Below are 18,629 nucleotides of genomic sequence, written 5' to 3' on the forward strand. Positions count from 1 at the left end.
TAACACCCGATTACCGTCTCGATTTGTCACGATTCCTATACTCGCGCCCATGGCCTATTCAAAAACGCGTCGCCCGCCCCCGCTGCTGCAAGCCCTCGCCTGGTTCGTGCCCGGTCTGATCGCCACCGCGATCGCCGCGCTCGGCGCGCATCCGCTTGCCCTGATTCCCTTGCTGGTCGCCAACGCGCTGACCATGGCGGCGGTGTGCCACGCGATCGGTTTTGATCCCGAGCCGCGCTTTGGGCGCACCGTGCTGCGCCGCGGCGCGGCCTACCTGGTGATGTTCACCGGCTATGTGGTGCTGGTGTTCCTGCTGGTGGCCTGGCCCATGCTCAAGCTCAACCAGTCGCCGAGCCTGGGCGCCGCGCTGATGCTTGCCGGAGCCCTGGTGATCGCCTTGGCGGCGCTATGGCGCGGCTGGCCGGCGTTTGGCCTGGTGTACGTGTGGGACGACGCCTATCCGGCGCAGAGCGATGGTTCGTGGATATTCACCGCCACCGCGCGCAGCCTGGCATTTGGCCGCCACCTGTCGCGCGAGGAACGCTTCTTCACGCATTTCCTGCCGGCCGCGTTCTCGCTGCTGGCGCTGGCCTTTATCGCGATTGCGCTCACCGGCCTCTACGGCGTGCTGCCATCGGAGCTGCGCACGGCGGCGCTGGCCCTCTACGGCGTCGTGCTGATGCCGGTGGGTTGTCTGGTGATCGCCAACCGCACGCTGCGTGCGCTGCTGTGCGAAGGGCGCAGCCAGACCCGCCAACCCGCCACCGGCGTCATCAACGCCGCGCCCGTGGTGACGCCCGCTCCCAAACCGGCGCCGCAGCTCAGCGAGGAAGAACGCACCGCCGGCACGCCCGAGCAGGCCCAGGCCCTGCTGGCGGCCACGCGCGATGGCGATATCGAGCGCGCGCTCGCGTTGGTGGAAGCCGGGGCCGATCCGAATACGGCACCGGCCACCGGCGAGCGTGACCAGCGACCGGTGCTGATGCTGGCCGCGTTGCTGCCCGACACCCGCCTGCTGCGGGCGCTGATCGCCAAGGGCGCCAACGTGAACCGCGCCAGCGGCGGCCTGACGCCGCTGCTCGCCGCCACGCGCGACAGCTGGCACGGTCGCGCCGAGGCGGTGATGACCTTGCTCGCCAACGGCGCCAGCCCGCTCGTCACCGACGCGGAGGGCAACACGCCGCTGCACGGTGCGGTACTCAGCGGCGAGCCGATCGTGGCGGCCATGCTGCTGGACGCCGGCGCGCCCATCAACGCCCTCAACAAGGCGGGCCTGAGCCCGCTGGCCGTCGCCTGCCGCGCCGCCAACTGGACGGTGGCGAAGTTCCTGCTCGAACGCAGCGCCAAGCCGGCGCCGCCCGATGGCGAGCCCGCACTGGTCGCCGCGGCGGGTGTCGCGGACGACGACGTCGAGGGCGTCAAGCTGCTGCTCAAGCACCGCGCCGCGGTCAATGCCGTGGATGCGCGCCATCGCAGTGCGCTGATGGCCGCCGCCGCCGAAGGCCATGAGCAGATCGCCCGTGCCCTGCGCGCGGCCGGTGCCGACGTGGCACTGGTCGACCGCCACGGCAGCACCGCGCTGATGGAAGCGGCCCGCGCCGGCGCCGTCGGTATCGTGAAGCTGCTGGCCGAGGCGCAGCCCGATGCCCGCGTGCGCGACAGCCATGGCCGCGATGCGCTGACCCTGGCCTGCCAGTCGCCGCACGCCCATGCCGAGATGGTGCGCGCCTTGCTGGCACTGGGCGCCGAGCCCAAGGCCGTGGGCGGCGATGGCCGTAGCGCGCTCGATCACGCCGCCGCCGCCGGGCGCTGGGATCTGGTCACCCTGCTCGATCCGGATACCCCGCTGCCCGCCACGCTGAGCCTGGACGCGCTGCCCGAGGGTGCCGACACGCCAGCGCACCTGCTCGACGCCCTGCGCTTCGGTCACTGGGCCATCGTGTCCACCTTTGCCGCCCGCGTACGCGAGTGGCCCCAGTCGCAGCTGGCCCAGCTCTATCTGGACCTGGCCGCCCCCGGCCAGGGCGCCGCACGCCGCTGGCTGCTCGATCACGCGCTGGATCCCGAGGCCCGCCTGCAACCGCAGCTGGTGGATGACGCCGATACCGCCGAAGGCCACGAGGCGCAGCTGCCGCCGCTGGGCCGGCGCCTGTTCGATGCACTGCTGCAGCAGCTGCCGGCGGCCACCGAAGCCATCGACGATCTATTGCAAGCCGGCGCCACGCCGGCCGGCGCGGGCCTGCTGGCGCAGACCCTGCAACGGCTGGAAGACAGCGCGCAGGGCGCCGCATTGCCGCTGGCCATGCTGGAGCGCGGCGCCGATCCGTTCGGCCCGGATGCGCGCGATCGCACCCCCGTGCACCTGGCGGCCACCTATGGCCACAGCGTGCTGCTGCAGGCCCTGCTGGCGCGTGGTTGCGATCCCAACACGCGCGACAGCAGCGGCCGCACGCCGCTGTTCGCCGCACTGGAACATGGCGAGCGCGCGCTGCCGCTGGTGCGCGCGCTGGTCGCCCATGGCGCCGACCCCGAGGCGATCGACGCCAACGGCGAAACACCGCTGGGCCTGGCGCTCGAACACGGTGCAGTCGAGCGCTGGATGAACTGGGGCGACTGGACCCGCCCGGCCCGCCCGCTGCGCGCCGACGACCTGCCGCTGGCCGCCGCCGCCGGCGCGCTGGCCGCAGTGGATCGATTGCTGGAGCTCGGCTTTGCAGTCGACACGCGCGACCACCAGGGCGCCACCGCGCTGCTACACGCCTGCGGCGCCGGCCAGCGCGAGGTCGCGGCGTTGCTGCTGGACCAGGGCGCCGACGCCACCCTGGCCGCCACCAATGGCATGACGCCGCTGGCCGCTGCGGTCAGCGCGCGGCGCGAAGCGCTGGTGGCCCTGCTGTTGCAACACGGCGTGGCCGTGGACCAGCGCCTGCCGGGTGACGCCACGCCCTTGATGATCGCCGCGGCGATGGGTTATCCCGAGATTGCCGAGCAGTTGCTCGAAGGCGGCGCCGACGTGAACGCGGTGGATGCACGCGGACACGCCGCGCTGCACGCCGCCGCCCAGTACGGCTTCGAGCACAACGACAGCCTGCGTGCGCGCCGTCTGTTCGATGCCTTGCTCAAGCGCGGTGCCGACGTCAGCCTCGCCGACAAGGAAGGCAAGACGCCACTGCTATTGCTGCTGGGCGCGCACCTGCGTCCGGGCAGCGACTGCGACCCTACGCATATCGGCGCGCTGGTGCCGGTGCTGCTGGATGCCGGCGCCACGCTGGAACATGCCGACCAGCGCGGCGTCACCGCGCTGCATGCCTGTGCCATGCATGCACTGCTGGCCCCCGCGCGCGTGCTGCTGGCGCGCGGCGCCGATCGCCAGGCCGTCGACGCCTTCGGCCGCAACGCCGCCGACGTGGCACGCGCCATTGGCTACATCGATATCGCCCACGAGCTGGCCGCGCGCAGCAGCGGCGCGGTTCCCAGTGTGCGGCAGATGCTGCGGCAGCCGGCGCAACCGGCGGACTAAGCGCCGGCTCAGTGTCGCCGAGCCTGCTTGCGCCGGCCGAGCCTGTGTGCAAACAGGCCCCGGCGCGGCTCGCGCGGCATGCTTGCCGCCGCAATGGCGGCGCTTTCCATCAGTTGCCTGGCGGCGGGTTCCGGGCGTGACGGCAGTTGCCGCCATGCCTGCACCACCGATGGCAAGGCAATCTGGTCCACCCGCGGCACATGTGGCAAGCCACCCAGCACGCTCACGGCGCTGCCGGTGGCGCTGCGCGGTGTCCACATCGACGGCCAGCGATTGCCAAACAACACCACCAGCGGACAGCCCACGGCCGCCGCAAGATGCGCCGGCCCGGTATCGACCGACACCATGCTGTGCGCCACATGCAGCAACGCGCGCAGATGACCCAGCGGCAAGCCGCCCCTGGGCGCGATCACCTGGGGATGCGCGGCAGCGCTGCTGATCGAGGCGAGATAAGCAGCCTCCTCCGATGAGCCGCATAGCAGCACGTGCGCATCAGGCATCGCCTCGAGAATGAAACGCGACAGCGCCGCCCAGCGCTCCACCGGCCACGACTTGTCGTCGTCATGCGCCTGGCGCACGCCGTTCCAGCGCATCGTGCGCTTGTTGGCAGGCTGCAGCAGCACCAGCGGGCGTTCCTGCAGACCGCGCGCGGCGAGCCACGCCTGCGCCTCGCACTGCTCGGCCATGGTCGGCACCAGCCGTGGAGCGGCGGACAAGCCTTCACCCGTCGCCGCGATGCCAGCGAACGCGGCCGGCGTCTGGTCGGCGAAACGCATCAACCAGTCGGCCCAGTGTTCATCCGCCAACAGCGGCATGTCTTCGATAAAGACGCAGCGCTCCGGCTCGATGCCGGCCAGCGCGAGCATGGGGCGCACCTTGGTGCGCGTGCGCACATCCGGCTCGCAGATATAGAACGGCGATTCGCGCATGCCACGCAAGGCCAGCGCGGTGCGCAAGCGACGCGGATTCAGCCACAACGAACCGTACTGGCTGGTGAAGTGCCTGACCTCGGCGACATCCTCGCAGCCCTCATACAGCACGCGCGAGCAATCCCCCAGCGATACCAGCCGGCAGGCACCGCCGTAGCGACGGTGCAGCTTGTGCAACAACGGCTGCAGCAGGATGGTGTCGCCCAGCCGTCCAAAACGGATGACGACCGGGTGGATGACGGCACGCTGATTCATGCACGCAAGGACTGGCGTCGGGAAAACCCGATCCCGCAGATGATCCGCCCCTCGACGGCACGACCTGCGAGCGTGGCCATCTTTCCTTATTCGCGGCGAAATGAGTTACGCCTGCAACGTAAGTTGCAGCACGGCTTTCTTGCGATGTCACGCACGCAAGGATAGGCACGCATGCCTGAAACAATCGCCTGCTAGGCGCAAACCGACTCAGCGGGTCACGTCCTCATCGCCAGGCGTGACGCCCGTGGGCTTGGTCCGCACGCGCTTGGGCTCCGGCTCGGCATCGGCCTGGAACAGCTGATCGAGATCGGCCAGGGCCTCGCGAGTGGTCTGCACGATGCGCGCGTCGTCGTCGTAAACCAGATACTGGCGCTTGAGCAGTTCCGCGTCGTGACGGCGGAAACGTTCCACCCGATCGGCCGCCTGCTCGGCCGGCATGCCCAGGGCCTCCAGCGTCATGCGCGTCATCTTGAGGCTGGAGTAGAGCGTCTCGCGAACGGGCAGCTCCACGCCAAGATCCATCAACCGCCATGCGTGCTGGCGATTGCGCGCCCGCGCGACGATCTTCATGGTGGGATACATCCGGCGCACCACCCGCGCCGTGCGCAGGCTCGCTTCCGGGTCATCGCTGGCCAGCACGAACACATCGGCCTGATCCGCCTGCGCCGCGCGCAACAGCTCTGGGCGCGAAGGGTCGCCGTAGAAAATATTGTTGTTGCTGCCAAAGCGCTGGACCAGATCGATCTGCTCTACCGAATGATCCAGCGCCACGAACGAAATACCCTGCGCGCGCAACACGCGCGCCACGATCTGGCCCATGCGTCCATAGCCGGCGATGATCACGCGCGGCGAGTCGGCCACGATGGTGTCGAACGCGCGCGCCGCCTTCGGCTTGGCCTGGAACACTTTGCCGAACAGCGCCACCAGCAACGGCGTGATCGCCATCGACAGCGTGATGGCCAGTACCTGCAAGCCGTGCTGCTCGGCGGTAATGAGGCTCTGCTCGCGTGCCAGCTTGAGCACCACGAAGGCAAACTCGCCGCCGCAGGCCAACAGCACCGCCAGGCGCATCGCGTCCCGTCGATCGAGTCCGCCCACCACACGCCCCAGCGGCCACAGCAACGCCCCTTTGATCAGCAGCAGGCACGCCACCAGCATCGCCACGCGCAGCGGTTGATGCAGCAGCAGCGTGACATCCATCGACATGCCGACGCTGATGAAGAACAGGCCGAGCAGCAAGCCCTTGAAGGGTTCGAGATGCGATTCCAGTTCGTGGCGGTACTCCGAGTCGGCCAACAGCACGCCGGCCAGGAACGCACCCAGCGTTGCGGATACGCCGACGACTTCCATCAACCATGCCGTGCCCATCACCACCAGCAGCGCGGTGGCGGTGGATACTTCCACCGTGTCGGCCTTGGCCACGAAACGAAACACCGGGCGCAGCAGATAACGACCGCCCACCATCACCGCCACGATGATGCCCACCGTGCGGCCCACCGCCATCAGGTCGAAGCCATGCTTGGTCGAGGCACTGGCCAGCAAGGGCACGGCGGCGATCAGCGGAATGGCGGCCAGATCCTGGAACAGCAGGATGGCAAAGGCCTGGCGCCCGTAAGGGGTGCCTGCTTCCTTGCGTTCGGCGAGAATCTGCAAGCCAAACGCCGTGGACGACAGGGCCAGGCTGCCGCCGACGATGGCTGCCGCGTTCACGGTGAGCCCGAACAGGTAGTAAGCCGCCGCGCCGATCACCAGGCTGGTCGCCAGCACTTGCAGCAGGCCCGTGCCGAACACCTGCCGCCGCATCACCCACAGTCGCTGTGGCGACAGCTCCAGGCCGATCACGAACAGCATCAGCACCACGCCGAATTCGGAGATGGTCGCCACACCCGCGGTGTCATTGATAAGGCGGAGCTCCTGCGGCCCGATCACGATGCCGGCCATCAGATAGCCCAGCACCGAGCCCAGCTTGAAACGCTTGGTCAACGGCACCGCGATGACCGTCGCCACCAGGAATACCAGCGCCGTCTCCAGAAAATGGTGGCTATCCACTCGCGCGCTCCATTCAGGGGATTCGCATTATTTCACGCTGCGGCCTGTATCGGCTTGATCCTTTCGAGGATGGGCGTTGCGCGATGGAACGCGCATCACGCCGCCAACGGCAGGCTCTGCCACTGCTGCGCGAGAATGACGGCCAGACGCTCGACCGCCGCCGAGGATTCGGCATCGGCGCGATGCAGGCAAAGTCCCAGTGAGCCCAGCGGCGGCAGGCTGCTCTCGTGAGGCGCCATGGCACGCACACTCGGCGGCAGGCCGAACGATGTGCGCAGCGACACGCCAAGGCCCGCCGCCACCGCCGCCCAGATACCCGCCAGGCTCGCGCTGGTGAAAGCGATGCGCCAGGGAATATGCGCGCGGTCGAGCGCCGTGGTGGCCGCCGTGCGCATAAGGCACGGCGCCTCCAGCATCACCAGCGGCAGCGGCTCGTCATCATCCAAGGGTTTCGTCAGTGCGTTGTCGGCGGCTGCGATCCAGCGCAGCGGCACCTGACTCAGGCGCTCGGCATGGGGCGTGGTCACGCCGGCGTCCCATGCCAGGGCGAGATCGAGACGACCCGAGCAGACGCGGTCGAGCAACTCGACATTGCGTGCGATGCGCGCCTCGATACGCACACGGGGATGGGCACGCGCAAAGCGACCCAGCACATCAGGCAACAGCGCTTCGCCGAAATCTTCCGGCACCCCCAAGCGCACCCAGCCTTCCAGTTCGCTGCCATGCAGGGCTGCGGCCGCCTCGTCGTTGAGGTCGAGCAGGCGGCGCGCATAGGCCAGCATGGTTTCGCCGGCTTCGGTCAGCGCCATGCCCCGCCCGGATTTGCGCAGCACCGGCGTGCCGGCCTGTTCCTCCAGCTTCTTGAGCTGCGCACTCACCGCCGAAGTGGAGCGGCCGAGTCGATCCGCCGCCCGCGCGAAGCTGCCCAGTTCCACGCCGGTGACGAAGCTGCGCAGGACATCCAGATCGAAAGTGATGCGACGCATGCAGATAGTCCCGTTTTTGTGGACTTTCAGTCCATTATTTTCTGATTTTCAGAACGATACTGTCCGCCTTAGCCTAGGTATCGTCAAGCGCCGACCTGGGAAGAGGCCTACCGTGATCGCCATGCAATACAGCTTCGCGTTGCCTGCCGACTACGACATGGCCATCGTGCGCCAGCGCATCGCCAGCAAGGGACATTTGCTGGACGATTTCGACGGACTGCACTTCAAGGCCTACCTGCACGCCAGCCGCGACCGTGACGCGCTGGCCACGCGCGAAAACCTGTATGCGCCGTTCTATCTGTGGCGTGACAGCGCAGCGATGCAACGCTTTCTCGGCAGCGCCGGGTTTGCCCAGCTCGCCCAGGCGTTCGGCTGGCCAGTGATCCGTTGCTGGCCGGTGTGGGATGCCTACCTTTCGCCCGAGGCACGCCATGCCACGCTGGCCTCACGCGAGTTCGACACCATCGCGCCCTACAGTGCGCTGGACGTGCTGCGCCAGGACGATCGCGACGCGCTGCAGCGCGATATCGAACGCGGCGCGCTGGCCGCGCTGAATGCCTTTGAACCCACCACCTGGACACGCGTGCGCTTTCGCCTGTGGGGCGAGCCACACCCGGCACTGGCCGCCGGGCATCGGCAGCTCTACGACGTCGGCCACGTGTCGCAGCCCAAGGCGCATAGCGCCATGCCGTCCCTCTAGCCACGGAGCATCGCCATGCCACTCGTACGAGTCGCCCTTCGCCGAGGCAAGTCGCCGCAACACATCGCGGCCATCCGCAACAGCATCTACCGCGCCATGACCGAGGCGTTCAACGTGCCGCCGAACGATCGCTTCATCCTCGTGCAACAGCACGAGGCGGAGGAGTTCGACTACGACCCCAACTATCTGGACATCGCACGCACGGACGATCTGGTGATCATCCAGATCGCGTGCAACAACACCCGCACGGTGGAGCAGAAGAAGGCGTTCTACAAGCGGGTCGCCGAGTTGCTCAGTGTTGAACCGGGGTTGCGGCCGCAGGATGTGTTTATCAACCTGCTGGAGACGTCGAAGGAGAACTGGTCGTTTGGGAATGGGATGGCGCAGTATGCGTAGGTGTTGAGCGTTTTCGCCAAGGTGCCGCCTACGCGGCGAGCGTTTCGACCTCCTGCCGGAGGCCGAGTCACTTCTCTTTGCTAGCCCACGCATGCGCAGGAGCGCATGCGAACGGCGAAGCCGGCCCGAAGGGCGAAGGGCAGGATGCCCGGAGTAAAGAGAAGTAACCCAGAGAAATGGCCTTCAAAGCCAAGGCTCGTAGCGATGCGAGGAATACCAGCCGGAACGGTCTCTGGGGCCTCGTTACAGAACGCCTTCGCCGCTACACAGCGGTGACACCGTAGCGCTGCGCAACACGCCGCAGCCAAGAGGGCTTAAAGCAGATGTGGCAACGATAATGGATTGCTATAGCTCCTGAAGGTGGCGGTACCCTTGGTTCTGATCACCACTGGGGCAAGATTGACCCCTCCCTCCAACCCTCTCCCCGAAAGGGCAGATCCGATGTGAACTCTTCAATGAGCAGCAGTTGGAACCAAGAAGGGCGAATTGCTCGAATGGATGCTGCCGCGGATGATGCAATCAAGAACGGTAGAGGAGACGAGAAAATGGACGTTGAGCTCGAGCCATGCCGTGGAAAGGGATTGAAATGAGAGACGACGATTTCCAGGTTTTCATTGACGAGTTTGGCGAATCGACCAGTCGGATTGTCATACCGCAGTCAACGATCAGCCGCTGGACTGGAAAATTGCCTGCACGCCTCCTGGGTCAATGGGCTGCCGAGGGTTGGAGCAGCCATGCTGACGGTCTATTCTGGACCGTCAATCCCAACGAGTACGAGGATCTGGTCGATGAATGGCTGGATGGTACTTCGCTCGAAGAAATCGATGCCTTTCATGCGATCGCGAGGACGGCGTTTGGAAAGCTTTTCTTGTGTGGCGAAACTACCGGACAGAGCGTGATGATCAACTGTGCGACGAATTCGATTTTCGCATTGCCGAAGAACCTGAAAAAAAAGGATGATCGCAGGCTGGACATTTCGATCCGCTCCTTTTTCTGTCTATCCAAGGATTCTTGTGATCTGGATGACGAGGACGGCAAGCCGCTTTTCGGGCGTACCTTGAAAAAGTTGGGGCCACTAGCGTCTGACGAAATGTACGGATTTGAGCCGGCGATTGTTCTGGGTGGAAAAATGCGGCTAGAAAATCTGCACAAGGTGAAGCTCGATCAGCATCTGTCGATGCTCCGACAATTGGCCGCACCAGTTCTGCCACTTTCACGTATCGACATCGATACCTTGATTGGCAAGGAATAGACTTGCATTCTTGCGGTCGTTTAATTCACAACGGGGTACAGAGATAGGATCGGATCGTCAGCAGATTCCTAATCTCTCTCGTAGTTGCCTTACAAGAGAAGCTGAGCTCCTATTGTATGGGGATGAAATGCAATCCTCTCGGGATTTGGGGGAGCGGGGGCCAAGGCACGAAGTGCTCCGCTTTAAGTCCTCAGCGGCGCGTTGCGCAGCGCTACGCTGTCACCGCCGTGTAGCGGCGGAGGTTGTCACCTAGCAGATCACCTCAAGCGTTCGGGCTTTTCCCCGCGCAATGCGGCCAGCTCTTTAGGCCATTTTCTTTGGGTCACTTTTCTTTGACTCCGGGCATCCTGCCCTTCGCCCTTCGGGCCGGCTTCGCCGTTCGCATGCGCTCCTGCGCATGCGTGGGCCAGCAAAGAGAAGTGACTCGGCCTCCGGCAGGAGGGCGAAACGCCAGCCGCGCAGGCGGCACCCTGGCGGAATCGACACAACCCGAAGGCGGTTCATCGCCATCCTGGCCAAGGCGAGGACGAAGCGAACCCTACTCCCCCCGCAACCACCGCGCCGCATCCACGGCAAAATACGTGAGGATGGCATCAGCCCCCGCACGCTTGAACGCGATAAGCGATTCGAGCACCACGGCCTTCTCGTCCAGCCAGCCGTTCTGCGCGGCCGCCTTGAGCATGGCGTACTCGCCACTTACCTGATAAACGAAGGTGGGCATGCCGAAGGCATCCTTCACGCGGCGCAGCACATCCAGGTAAGGCATGCCGGGTTTCACCATCACCGCATCGGCGCCTTCGTTGATGTCCAGCTCGATCTCGCGCAACGCTTCGTCGCTGTTACCCACGTCCATCTGGTAGGTATGCTTGTTGCCCTTGCCCAGGTTGGCGGCCGAGCCCACCGCATCGCGGAACGGGCCATAGAACGCCGAGGCGTACTTGGCCGAGTAGGCGAGGATGCGCGTGTGGATATGGCCGGCCTGCTCCAGTGCGTCGCGGATCGCGCCGATGCGGCCATCCATCATGTCCGACGGCGCCACGAAATCCATGCCGGCCTCGGCCTGCGCCAGCGACATCTTGATCAGCGCCTCGATGGTGGGCTCGTTCATCACGTAGCCGTCGTCATCGATCAGGCCATCCTGGCCGTGCGTGGTGTACGGGTCGAGCGCCACGTCGCCGATCAGGCCCAGCTCGGGATACCTGGCCTTGAGCGCACGGGTGGCGCGCTGCATCAGGCCCTGCGGGTTCCACGCTTCGCGCGCGTCTTCCGTCTTCACCGCGGCGCCCGGCGAGGGGAACAGGGCCAGCGCGGGAATGCCCAGCCGCACGCATTCGCCAGCGAGCTTCAGCAGCTGGTCGATCGACAAGCGCTCCACCCCCGGCATGGACGGCACCGGTTCACGCTGACTTTCGCCCTCGATCACGAACGCCACCATGATCAGGTCGCTGGGCAGCAAGGTGTGCTCACGCATCAGCGCACGGGAGAAGGCATCGCGGCGCATGCGGCGCATACGGACGGCAGGGAAGCTCATGGGCGGGTTCTCGGGCAAGACATCGGCGCATTTTAGCGCCTCGGACCCTGGCCGCCGCCTTGGGCAGGTTGACGCGGCCGGTGAGACGGGCAAACCGCACCATCCATGAACAGCCCATCCAGCGAACACCCTGCTGACACGTTGGCGGGTGCAGTCTCTGCCCGCTGTCCACCAAGGAGCCCCGCCCATGAGTCAACCCGCCGCCCATCACTGGCCACTGGCCGCCGAAGCCCGCTACCTTGGGCCGCACGAAGGCACCGAGCCCATCGACGTCACCGTGGTGCTGCGCCGCCGTGGCAATCATCTGGTGCCGGCCGCCTGGCCAAACCGGCCGCGGTGGAAGCGCGAGGAATTTGCTGCGCACTGGGGCGCCGACCCCGCGGATGTAGAAACCGTGCGCGGCTTCGCCCAGCAGCACGGCCTGCAGGAAACCGGCTGCGAATTGCAGCGGCGCGTGATCCACCTGCGCGGCACCCCGCAGGCCCTGCAAAAGGCCTTTGGCGTGCAGCTGGGTCGCTACCAGTTCGACGCCGGTGGCCCGGAGATGCTGGGCTGCCACGAGAAGCCGGTATGGCCGTCGAACCTCTCGTCCACGGTAGTCGCGGTGCTGGGACTGGACCGGCGCCCGGTGGCCCGGCCGCATTTCCGGCGCCCATCGGCAACACCTTCCATCACCTACACGCCGCTGCAACTCGGGCAGCTGTACGACTTCCCCGCCCATACCGACGGCACCGGCCAGACGGTGGCCGTGATCGAGCTGGGCGGCGGCTTCACCCAGGCGGATTTCACCCAGTACATCCAGTCGCTGGGCATCAGCAAGGTGCCCACGGTGACCGAGGTATCCGTGGCCGGCGGCACCAGCCAACCCGGTGGCGATGCCGACGGTGAAGTGATGCTGGACGTGGAAGTGATCGGCGCGCTCGCGCCGGGCGCGGCGATCGCCGTGTACTTCGCGCCCAATACCAACCAGGGCTTCTACGAGGCGATCTCGCAGGCGGCCCACGACACCACCCACCATCCCTCGGTCATCTCGATCAGCTGGGGCGGCCCGGAAGACAGCTGGGATGCAGCGTCGCTCGCCGCGATGGAAAGCGCCTTGCAGGATGCCGTGGCACTGGGCATCACCGTCACCGTGGCCTGCGGCGACAGCGGCTTCACCGATGGCGAAAGCGACGGCAAGCCGCATGTGGATTTCCCCGCGTCGAGCCCGTATGCGCTTGCCTGCGGGGGCACCAAGCTCACCGCCAGCGGCACCACCATCAAGAGCGAAACGGTATGGAACGAACTGGCCAGCAACGAGGGCGCCACCGGCGGCGGCGTCAGCGCCAGCTTTGCCCTGCCCACCTGGCAACAGTCGTCCAACGTGCCGCAAGGCAGCAGTGGCTTCGTGGGGCGCGGCCTCCCCGACGTGGCCGGCGATGCCGACCCCACCACCGGCTACCAGGTGCGCGTGGACGGCCAGGATGAAATCATCGGCGGCACCAGCGCGGTGGCGCCGCTATGGGCCGCATTGGTGGCGCGCTTCAACCAGCAGCTCGGTCACAGCCTGGGTGATCCGCACGCCGCGCTGTATGGCATCGGCACGACGGCCTTCCACGACATCACCCAGGGCAACAACGGCTACTACAAGGCGGGCAAGGGCTGGGATGCCTGCACCGGCCTGGGTACGCCGAAGGGCCAGGCGTTGCTCACCGCGCTGGCGGCCATGCCGGCCAACGGCAACGGATCGACCACGCCCGATAGCCATTGATGCGCCGTTGACGCCCGAGGATCCCTTCGGGCGCCACGCGCCGGGCCAGAACGGGTTTGCCGCCGCGCAACGCATACAATGGCCACCCTGCTTGCCTGGCCGCCCCGATGACCGAACCCGTACGCCTCGCCAAACGTATCGCCGCCCTGGCGCAGTGCTCGCGGCGCGAGGCCGAGATGTATATCGAAGGCGGCTGGGTGCGCGTCGACGGCGAGACGGTGGAAGAGCCGCAATTCAAGGTGCTCGAGCAGCACATCGAGATCGACCCTCACGCGCAGCTCGAGCCGCCCGAGCCAGCCACGCTGGTGCTGCACAAGCCCGCAGGCGTCACCGCCGAACAGGCCCGCGCCCTCATCACCGTCGAGAGCCATGTGGCCGACGATGCGTCCGGCGTGCGCGTGCTGAAGCGTCACTTCGCCCGGCTTGAATCACCCGCGCCCTTGCCCGACAGCGCCAGCGGCCTGCTGGTATTCACGCAGGACTGGCGCGTGAAGCGACGGCTGGAAGAAGACTTCGATCGCATCGAACAGGAGATCGTGGTCGAGGTGGCCGGCAAGCTGGCGCCCAACGGACTGGCGTTGCTCAATCATGGGCTGAAGTTCGACCACTACGCGCTCCCGCCGATCAAGGTGAGCTGGCAGAACGAAACCCATCTGCGCTTTGCCCTGAAGCGCATTGCACCGAGCATGATCGAGAGCATGTGCAACGCGGTGGGGCTGAAGGTCCTGGCGATCAAGCGCATCCGCCTGGGCCGCATTCCCATGTCACGCCTGCCGCCAGGCCAGTGGCGTTACCTGACCAGCACCGATCGGTTTTGATGTCTCATCCATGCAGGCGCGCCACGCCGGTGCCCTGCCTGCGCAACGAGGCCTGCTGACGCCATGGCTACACCAATCCCGGAATGGTCTGCCTGTCGCTTCATCACCCTCGACGGGGTGCGCATCGCCTACCGCACCGCCGGTCGCGCGGACGGTGAACCCGTGCTGCTGATTCACGCCTTCGCCAGCCAGTCCGGCAGCTGGGAAACGACCGCGGCGGCATTGGTGGCCAACGGCTACCGGGTAGTGGCGCCCGATCTTCGTGGTCATGGTCGCAGCCAGCGGACAGCCACCTACGCGCTGGACGATTTCGAGCGGGACCTAACCGCCTTGCTCGATGCGCTCGGACTCGCCCGGGTGCGACTGGTCGGCCATTCGCTGGGCGGGCATCTGGCCTTGCGCCTGGCCATGCGCATGCCCGAGCGGGTCAGCCACCTGGTGATCGAGGCCGCGCCGGTACCACCGCGTGACGAGGATGAAGCCGCGACGCTCGCGGCCAGCCAGCCGACGCCATCGTGGCGACGATCGCTGCGCCTGCTCGGCATCAGGCGACTGTTCCGGCTGATGCTGCTGAGACAATTCGACGTGCGCGCATCGCGCAGCGTATTGCGGGAGTTGAAGGCGCCAATGCCGGACTGGTGGCAGCGCCTCGACATGATCGCCTGTCCATGCCTGCTGCTGGCCAGCCACGACGATGGCGCCTTCAGTGAACGGCTGGACTTACTTGCAACGCATATCCGCCACGCAAGCCCAGGCCGACTCGGCAGCGGTCATCATCTGCATACGCAGCACACGACGGCGTTTGTCGAGGCGGTGGTGCCTTTCCTGTCGCGACCGGCCCTGACACGGCGCGTGGTTGCTTAGCCTGCGTGATCGCAATGCGCGGTGGTCCGCTCGTTACCGATCTGGGGCCGGGGTCGTTATGCCTCTCTGGTCGCTGCCACCCGCTAATCTGGCGGAAATGATCTTGATCCCATCAAGGTGCTCGACTGCAAGTCGGCTGACCATGGCTACGAATGCGACGTGCAGGGCAGCGGCGGCGTACAGCGCCAGCGGTTCGTGAAGACCGACGACGGCTGGGTGCTGGCGCAGTAATTGCCGTACCAGGTGTCGCCAGGCGCCGGCCCGGCGACACCTGGCCCGCTGGCATCGCGCTAGCGGTCGCCAACGCGCTCCCTTTATGCTCCCGTGAAGAATGGCTTCGAAACAGCCAGCGGGCGGACGCATCCTGCGGCCGCTCCGGGGATCAGGGGGCAAGATATTGAGCGCAACATCTTCGACCGGCAGCCTTGCCTGCGTCGGTATTGGCATCATGCTGGGTTCGCATATCACGCCGCTGGCGCGTAGCCATATCCAGACCGCTGACGTGGTGTTCGTTGCCGTCTCCGATGGCATCGTGGAGCTGTGGCTCAAGGAGATGCACGCGGACGTGCGCAGCCTCCAGCCGTTCTATGCCGAGGGCAAGCGACGCACCCAGACCTATCGCGAGATGGTCGACGCCATCCTGACCGAAGTGCGTGCCGGCAAGCGGGTGTGTGCGGTGTTCTACGGCCATCCTGGCGTATTCGCCTGGGCGCCGCACCAGGCCATCAAGATGGCGCGCGCGGAGGGCTACCAGGCGCATATGGAGCCCGGCATCTCCTCCGAGGACTGTCTCTACGCCGACCTTGGCATCGACCCGGGCAGCATCGGCTGCCAGCATTTCGATACTACCCAGTTCATGCTTTACCGACGGCAGGTCGATCCCAGCGCGTGGCTGATCCTGTGGCAGGTTGGCCTGGCCGGCGAACAGACTGGCCATCGCTTTGCCACCGGCCCCGCCCACCGTCAGGTACTGGTGGATGTGCTGGCCCGCAACTATCCAGGGGACCATGAGGTCATCGTCTACCGGGCGGCCACGCTGCCCACACAGGCGCCACGCATGGAGCACATGCCGCTGGCGCGGCTGGTCGGGGCCGATCTCGACGGCGCCGATACGCTGGCGGTGCCCCCATCCCGCCCGCTGCAGGACGACCCCGAGATCCAGGCCCGGCTGGCGGCGCTGGACGACGCAACAGGGGTAGCCAGCGGTGCGCCAGGGCCGATTCCGGCGTAGACATTCTTCGCTTCATTCAAGGTTATGATCGCCTTCTCCCGGTACTCCCCTGGGGAGAGGGGAAAGGCAAGGCGGGGGGGTGTCGTCTTTTTCAGACCATCAGGGGATTACAAGCCATGTCGAGCATCATTGAGTTTCTGGAGCGGATGGGCGCGGACGCGCAATTGCGTCACGCCTCGCGGGAAGAGATTGCGGCGGCACTGGAGGAGACGCAGGTCGACTCCGCCCTGGGCGCTGCCATCATCGCCCGAAGCACTACCGATCTTTACTCCTTGCTGGATCTGAAGCCCATGTTCTGCACCCTCGAGAACCCGGGCCGCGATAAGGAGAAAGAGAAGGAAAAGGAAAAGGAGAAGGAGGGCGAGGACGGCGGTGGCAAGGACAAAGGCGACAAGAAAAAGAGCGCGCTTACTTTTTCCGTCGTTGGCCGCTCCACACTTAACGCACTAGCTTGATTAGCTCATGCTCCGGCTTGGCAAAACGGGTCGGAGGTTGCTAGGGGGCATCATCGCTCTCACGGGCATCTGCGTGGGCATGGCCGCACAGGCCATGCCCGCTTCCGATCCACCGGAGCAGCTTCTGCAGCGCGCCTTCAACATCAAGACGTCGAATCACGATGAATTTCTCCGGATACTCGCGAAACTCCGCCTGGTAGCCGATAGCCTGCCACTCGACGAGCAGTGGTCACTGCGCTATCTCGAAGCCTGGCAGGCGGTTTTTGAAGGGAACGTATCCCGGGCCATCACTTCATTGCGGGCGATTTCCGAGCAGGCCCCCAGTCCTGCGCTGCGCCTGCGTGCCATGGCCACGATGGTCAATATCTTCGGCTTTGCCCATCGCTACGAAGAAGCATTCATCCAGCTCAATCGCCTGACCGAACTGCTACCCCAGGTTTCAGACCAGGGGGCACGCTATGCCGCTATGGGTGAAGCCGCGCAATTCCTTATCGGCTCGCACCATTTCAAGCAGGCCATCGAATACGCCGACCAGATGCTGCAAAACATTCCGCCGGGCAAGAGTGCTTGCCACGCGGTTCGCTACAGGCTTCAGGCGCTCCTCCATGGCGGCAGCGCGCAGCTGACGCCTGCCGAGTTCCAGCAGGGCATCGACCTGTGCACGAAAGACAACGATTCCGTCTACGTGAACGCCATTCGTGCCGACATGGCGGCGCTCCTCCTGCAGAAAGGTCGTGCCACTGAGGCCATCCATGAGTTGGAGGAGCATTATGCCGAAGTGGCGGCTTACAAGTACGCCGCCCAGATGCAGTATTCCGACATGCTGCTGGCAAAAGGCTATTTCAGCCTGGGTGATCTTTCCAAGGCGCGCCAGTACGCGCTCGCCGTAGTCGATGGCAATGTGGAGAACGCTTACAGCGAAGCGCTGAGCCAGGCCTATGAGCTGCTGTATCAGATCGATAACCGGCTCGGTCACACCAGAGAAGCGCTTGCCTACCATGAAAAGTACATGGAGGCGGACAAGGGCTACCTCAGCGACGTCACCGCTGGTGCGCTGGCCTATGAAACCATCAAACAGCAGGTGCAAAGCCAGAAGAACCAGGTTGACGTACTCAACCGCCAGAACCAGATCCTGCAGCTGCAGCGCAAACTGGATCACAAGGCCATGGAAACCAGCAGGCTGTACATCGCCCTACTGCTCAGCGTGATGGCCTACATCGCATTCTGGCTGTTGCGCACCAAGCGCTCGCAGCTGCGTTTCAAGCGGCTGGCCACGCGTGACAGCCTTACCAATATTTCCAGCAGGCAGCATTTCGTCGATGAGACGGAGTCCTCGCTGCGCCAGGCGGCGAAATCCACGCGCAGTGCGTGCCTGATCCTGATGGACCTGGATCATTTCAAGCAGGTCAACGACACGCATGGTCACGTGATCGGCGACCTTGTGCTCAAGCGCGCGGTCGCCGCCTGCCAGCACCACCTGGGCCGCCATGACATTTTTGGCCGGTTTGGCGGCGAAGAGTTCGCCATCCTGATGCCCAACTGCGGTGCGACGCAGGCACGCGAGCGCGCCGAACGCCTGCGCCAGGCCATTGCCGCCACGCCACTGTGGGGCGAGACGCGAAGCGTGGTGATTACCGCCAGCTTCGGCGTGGCCTCGACCGATCGCAGCGGCTACGAACTGCGCCAGCTGATGATCGATGCCGACAACGCGCTGTATCAGGCCAAGCGCGAGGGCCGCAATCGCGTGGTCTACGAGGACGGCAACGATCCCGTCGCGCCCACGCCGACCAACGTACAAGAGCAGGCCGTCGCCGTGCAGCCGGCCGACCTGCCGCGCCGGCACCAGCCCGCGGTCTGATCGCCGGCCGAACCGCGCATCGGCACGCCCTTGCC

At 65.8% G+C, this 18,629-nt stretch carries 14 protein-coding genes; 10 read left to right on the forward strand and 4 right to left on the reverse strand.

What is annotated here, in order from left to right:
• The first annotated feature begins 49 nt into the window (after positions 1–49).
• A complete protein-coding gene (locus tag MJ606_RS04060) occupies positions 50–3,520 on the forward strand; it encodes an ankyrin repeat domain-containing protein (RefSeq protein WP_243048117.1) in 3,471 nt (1,156 codons plus the stop codon).
• Between the two features lie 8 nt (positions 3,521–3,528).
• Here MJ606_RS04060 and MJ606_RS04065 read toward each other — a convergent pair whose 3' ends face one another.
• The 3 genes from MJ606_RS04065 to MJ606_RS04075 all read right to left on the reverse strand — a co-directional run bounded on the left by MJ606_RS04065 (position 3,529) and on the right by MJ606_RS04075 (position 7,739).
• Entirely contained in the window at positions 3,529–4,704 is a 1,176-nt protein-coding gene (locus MJ606_RS04065; protein ID WP_243048118.1) for a glycosyltransferase family 9 protein, read from the reverse strand.
• Positions 4,705–4,911: 207 nt separating this feature from the next.
• A complete protein-coding gene (locus tag MJ606_RS04070; protein WP_243048119.1) occupies positions 4,912–6,753 on the reverse strand; it encodes a monovalent cation:proton antiporter-2 (CPA2) family protein in 1,842 nt (613 codons plus the stop codon).
• Between the two features lie 95 nt (positions 6,754–6,848).
• The gene (locus tag MJ606_RS04075; protein WP_243048120.1) at positions 6,849–7,739 is read right to left on the reverse strand and encodes a LysR substrate-binding domain-containing protein; all 891 of its coding nucleotides are present in this window, start codon (positions 7,737–7,739) and stop codon (positions 6,849–6,851) included.
• A 121-nt stretch (positions 7,740–7,860) separates the two neighbouring features.
• On the opposite strand from MJ606_RS04075, the gene MJ606_RS04080 reads away from it, so the two are divergent.
• The 3 genes from MJ606_RS04080 to MJ606_RS04090 all read left to right on the forward strand — a co-directional run bounded on the left by MJ606_RS04080 (position 7,861) and on the right by MJ606_RS04090 (position 10,087).
• Positions 7,861–8,439: a DUF4865 family protein gene (locus MJ606_RS04080; RefSeq protein WP_243048583.1), complete on the forward strand. Its 579-nt coding sequence runs from the start codon at positions 7,861–7,863 to the stop codon at positions 8,437–8,439.
• A 15-nt stretch (positions 8,440–8,454) separates the two neighbouring features.
• A complete protein-coding gene (locus MJ606_RS04085; RefSeq protein WP_243048121.1) occupies positions 8,455–8,835 on the forward strand; it encodes a tautomerase family protein in 381 nt (126 codons plus the stop codon).
• Between the two features lie 586 nt (positions 8,836–9,421).
• The gene (locus MJ606_RS04090; RefSeq protein ID WP_243048122.1) at positions 9,422–10,087 is read left to right on the forward strand and encodes a GAD-like domain-containing protein; all 666 of its coding nucleotides are present in this window, start codon (positions 9,422–9,424) and stop codon (positions 10,085–10,087) included.
• A gap of 538 nt (positions 10,088–10,625) precedes the next feature.
• Here the strand turns inward: MJ606_RS04090 and hemB are convergent.
• On the reverse strand, positions 10,626–11,618 hold the full coding sequence (gene hemB, locus MJ606_RS04095) for a porphobilinogen synthase (RefSeq protein WP_243048123.1): 993 nt from the start codon (positions 11,616–11,618) through the stop codon (positions 10,626–10,628).
• Between the two features lie 187 nt (positions 11,619–11,805).
• Here hemB and MJ606_RS04100 point away from each other — a divergent pair, with 187 nt between their 5' ends.
• From MJ606_RS04100 to MJ606_RS04125, 6 genes are all read left to right on the forward strand, one after another.
• Positions 11,806–13,368 (forward strand): S53 family serine peptidase, encoded by a 1,563-nt coding sequence (locus tag MJ606_RS04100; RefSeq protein WP_243048124.1) that lies wholly within the window; start codon positions 11,806–11,808, stop codon positions 13,366–13,368.
• A 107-nt stretch (positions 13,369–13,475) separates the two neighbouring features.
• Complete coding sequence (locus tag MJ606_RS04105; RefSeq protein WP_243048125.1) at positions 13,476–14,186, forward strand: rRNA pseudouridine synthase; 711 nt, start codon at positions 13,476–13,478, stop codon at positions 14,184–14,186.
• 63 nt (positions 14,187–14,249) lie between these two features.
• A complete protein-coding gene (locus MJ606_RS04110; RefSeq protein WP_243048126.1) occupies positions 14,250–15,050 on the forward strand; it encodes an alpha/beta hydrolase in 801 nt (266 codons plus the stop codon).
• A gap of 397 nt (positions 15,051–15,447) precedes the next feature.
• Positions 15,448–16,281: an SAM-dependent methyltransferase gene (locus MJ606_RS04115; RefSeq protein ID WP_279236614.1), complete on the forward strand. Its 834-nt coding sequence runs from the start codon at positions 15,448–15,450 to the stop codon at positions 16,279–16,281.
• A gap of 116 nt (positions 16,282–16,397) precedes the next feature.
• Positions 16,398–16,736: a hypothetical protein gene (locus MJ606_RS04120; RefSeq protein WP_243048127.1), complete on the forward strand. Its 339-nt coding sequence runs from the start codon at positions 16,398–16,400 to the stop codon at positions 16,734–16,736.
• A 79-nt stretch (positions 16,737–16,815) separates the two neighbouring features.
• Positions 16,816–18,594, forward strand: a complete 1,779-nt coding sequence (locus tag MJ606_RS04125; RefSeq protein ID WP_243048128.1) for a GGDEF domain-containing protein — start codon at positions 16,816–16,818, stop codon at positions 18,592–18,594.
• Positions 18,595–18,629: the final 35 nt, after the last annotated feature.

Source organism: Dyella sp. RRB7 (assembly GCF_022761115.1).
Lineage (GTDB): Bacteria > Pseudomonadota > Gammaproteobacteria > Xanthomonadales > Rhodanobacteraceae > Dyella.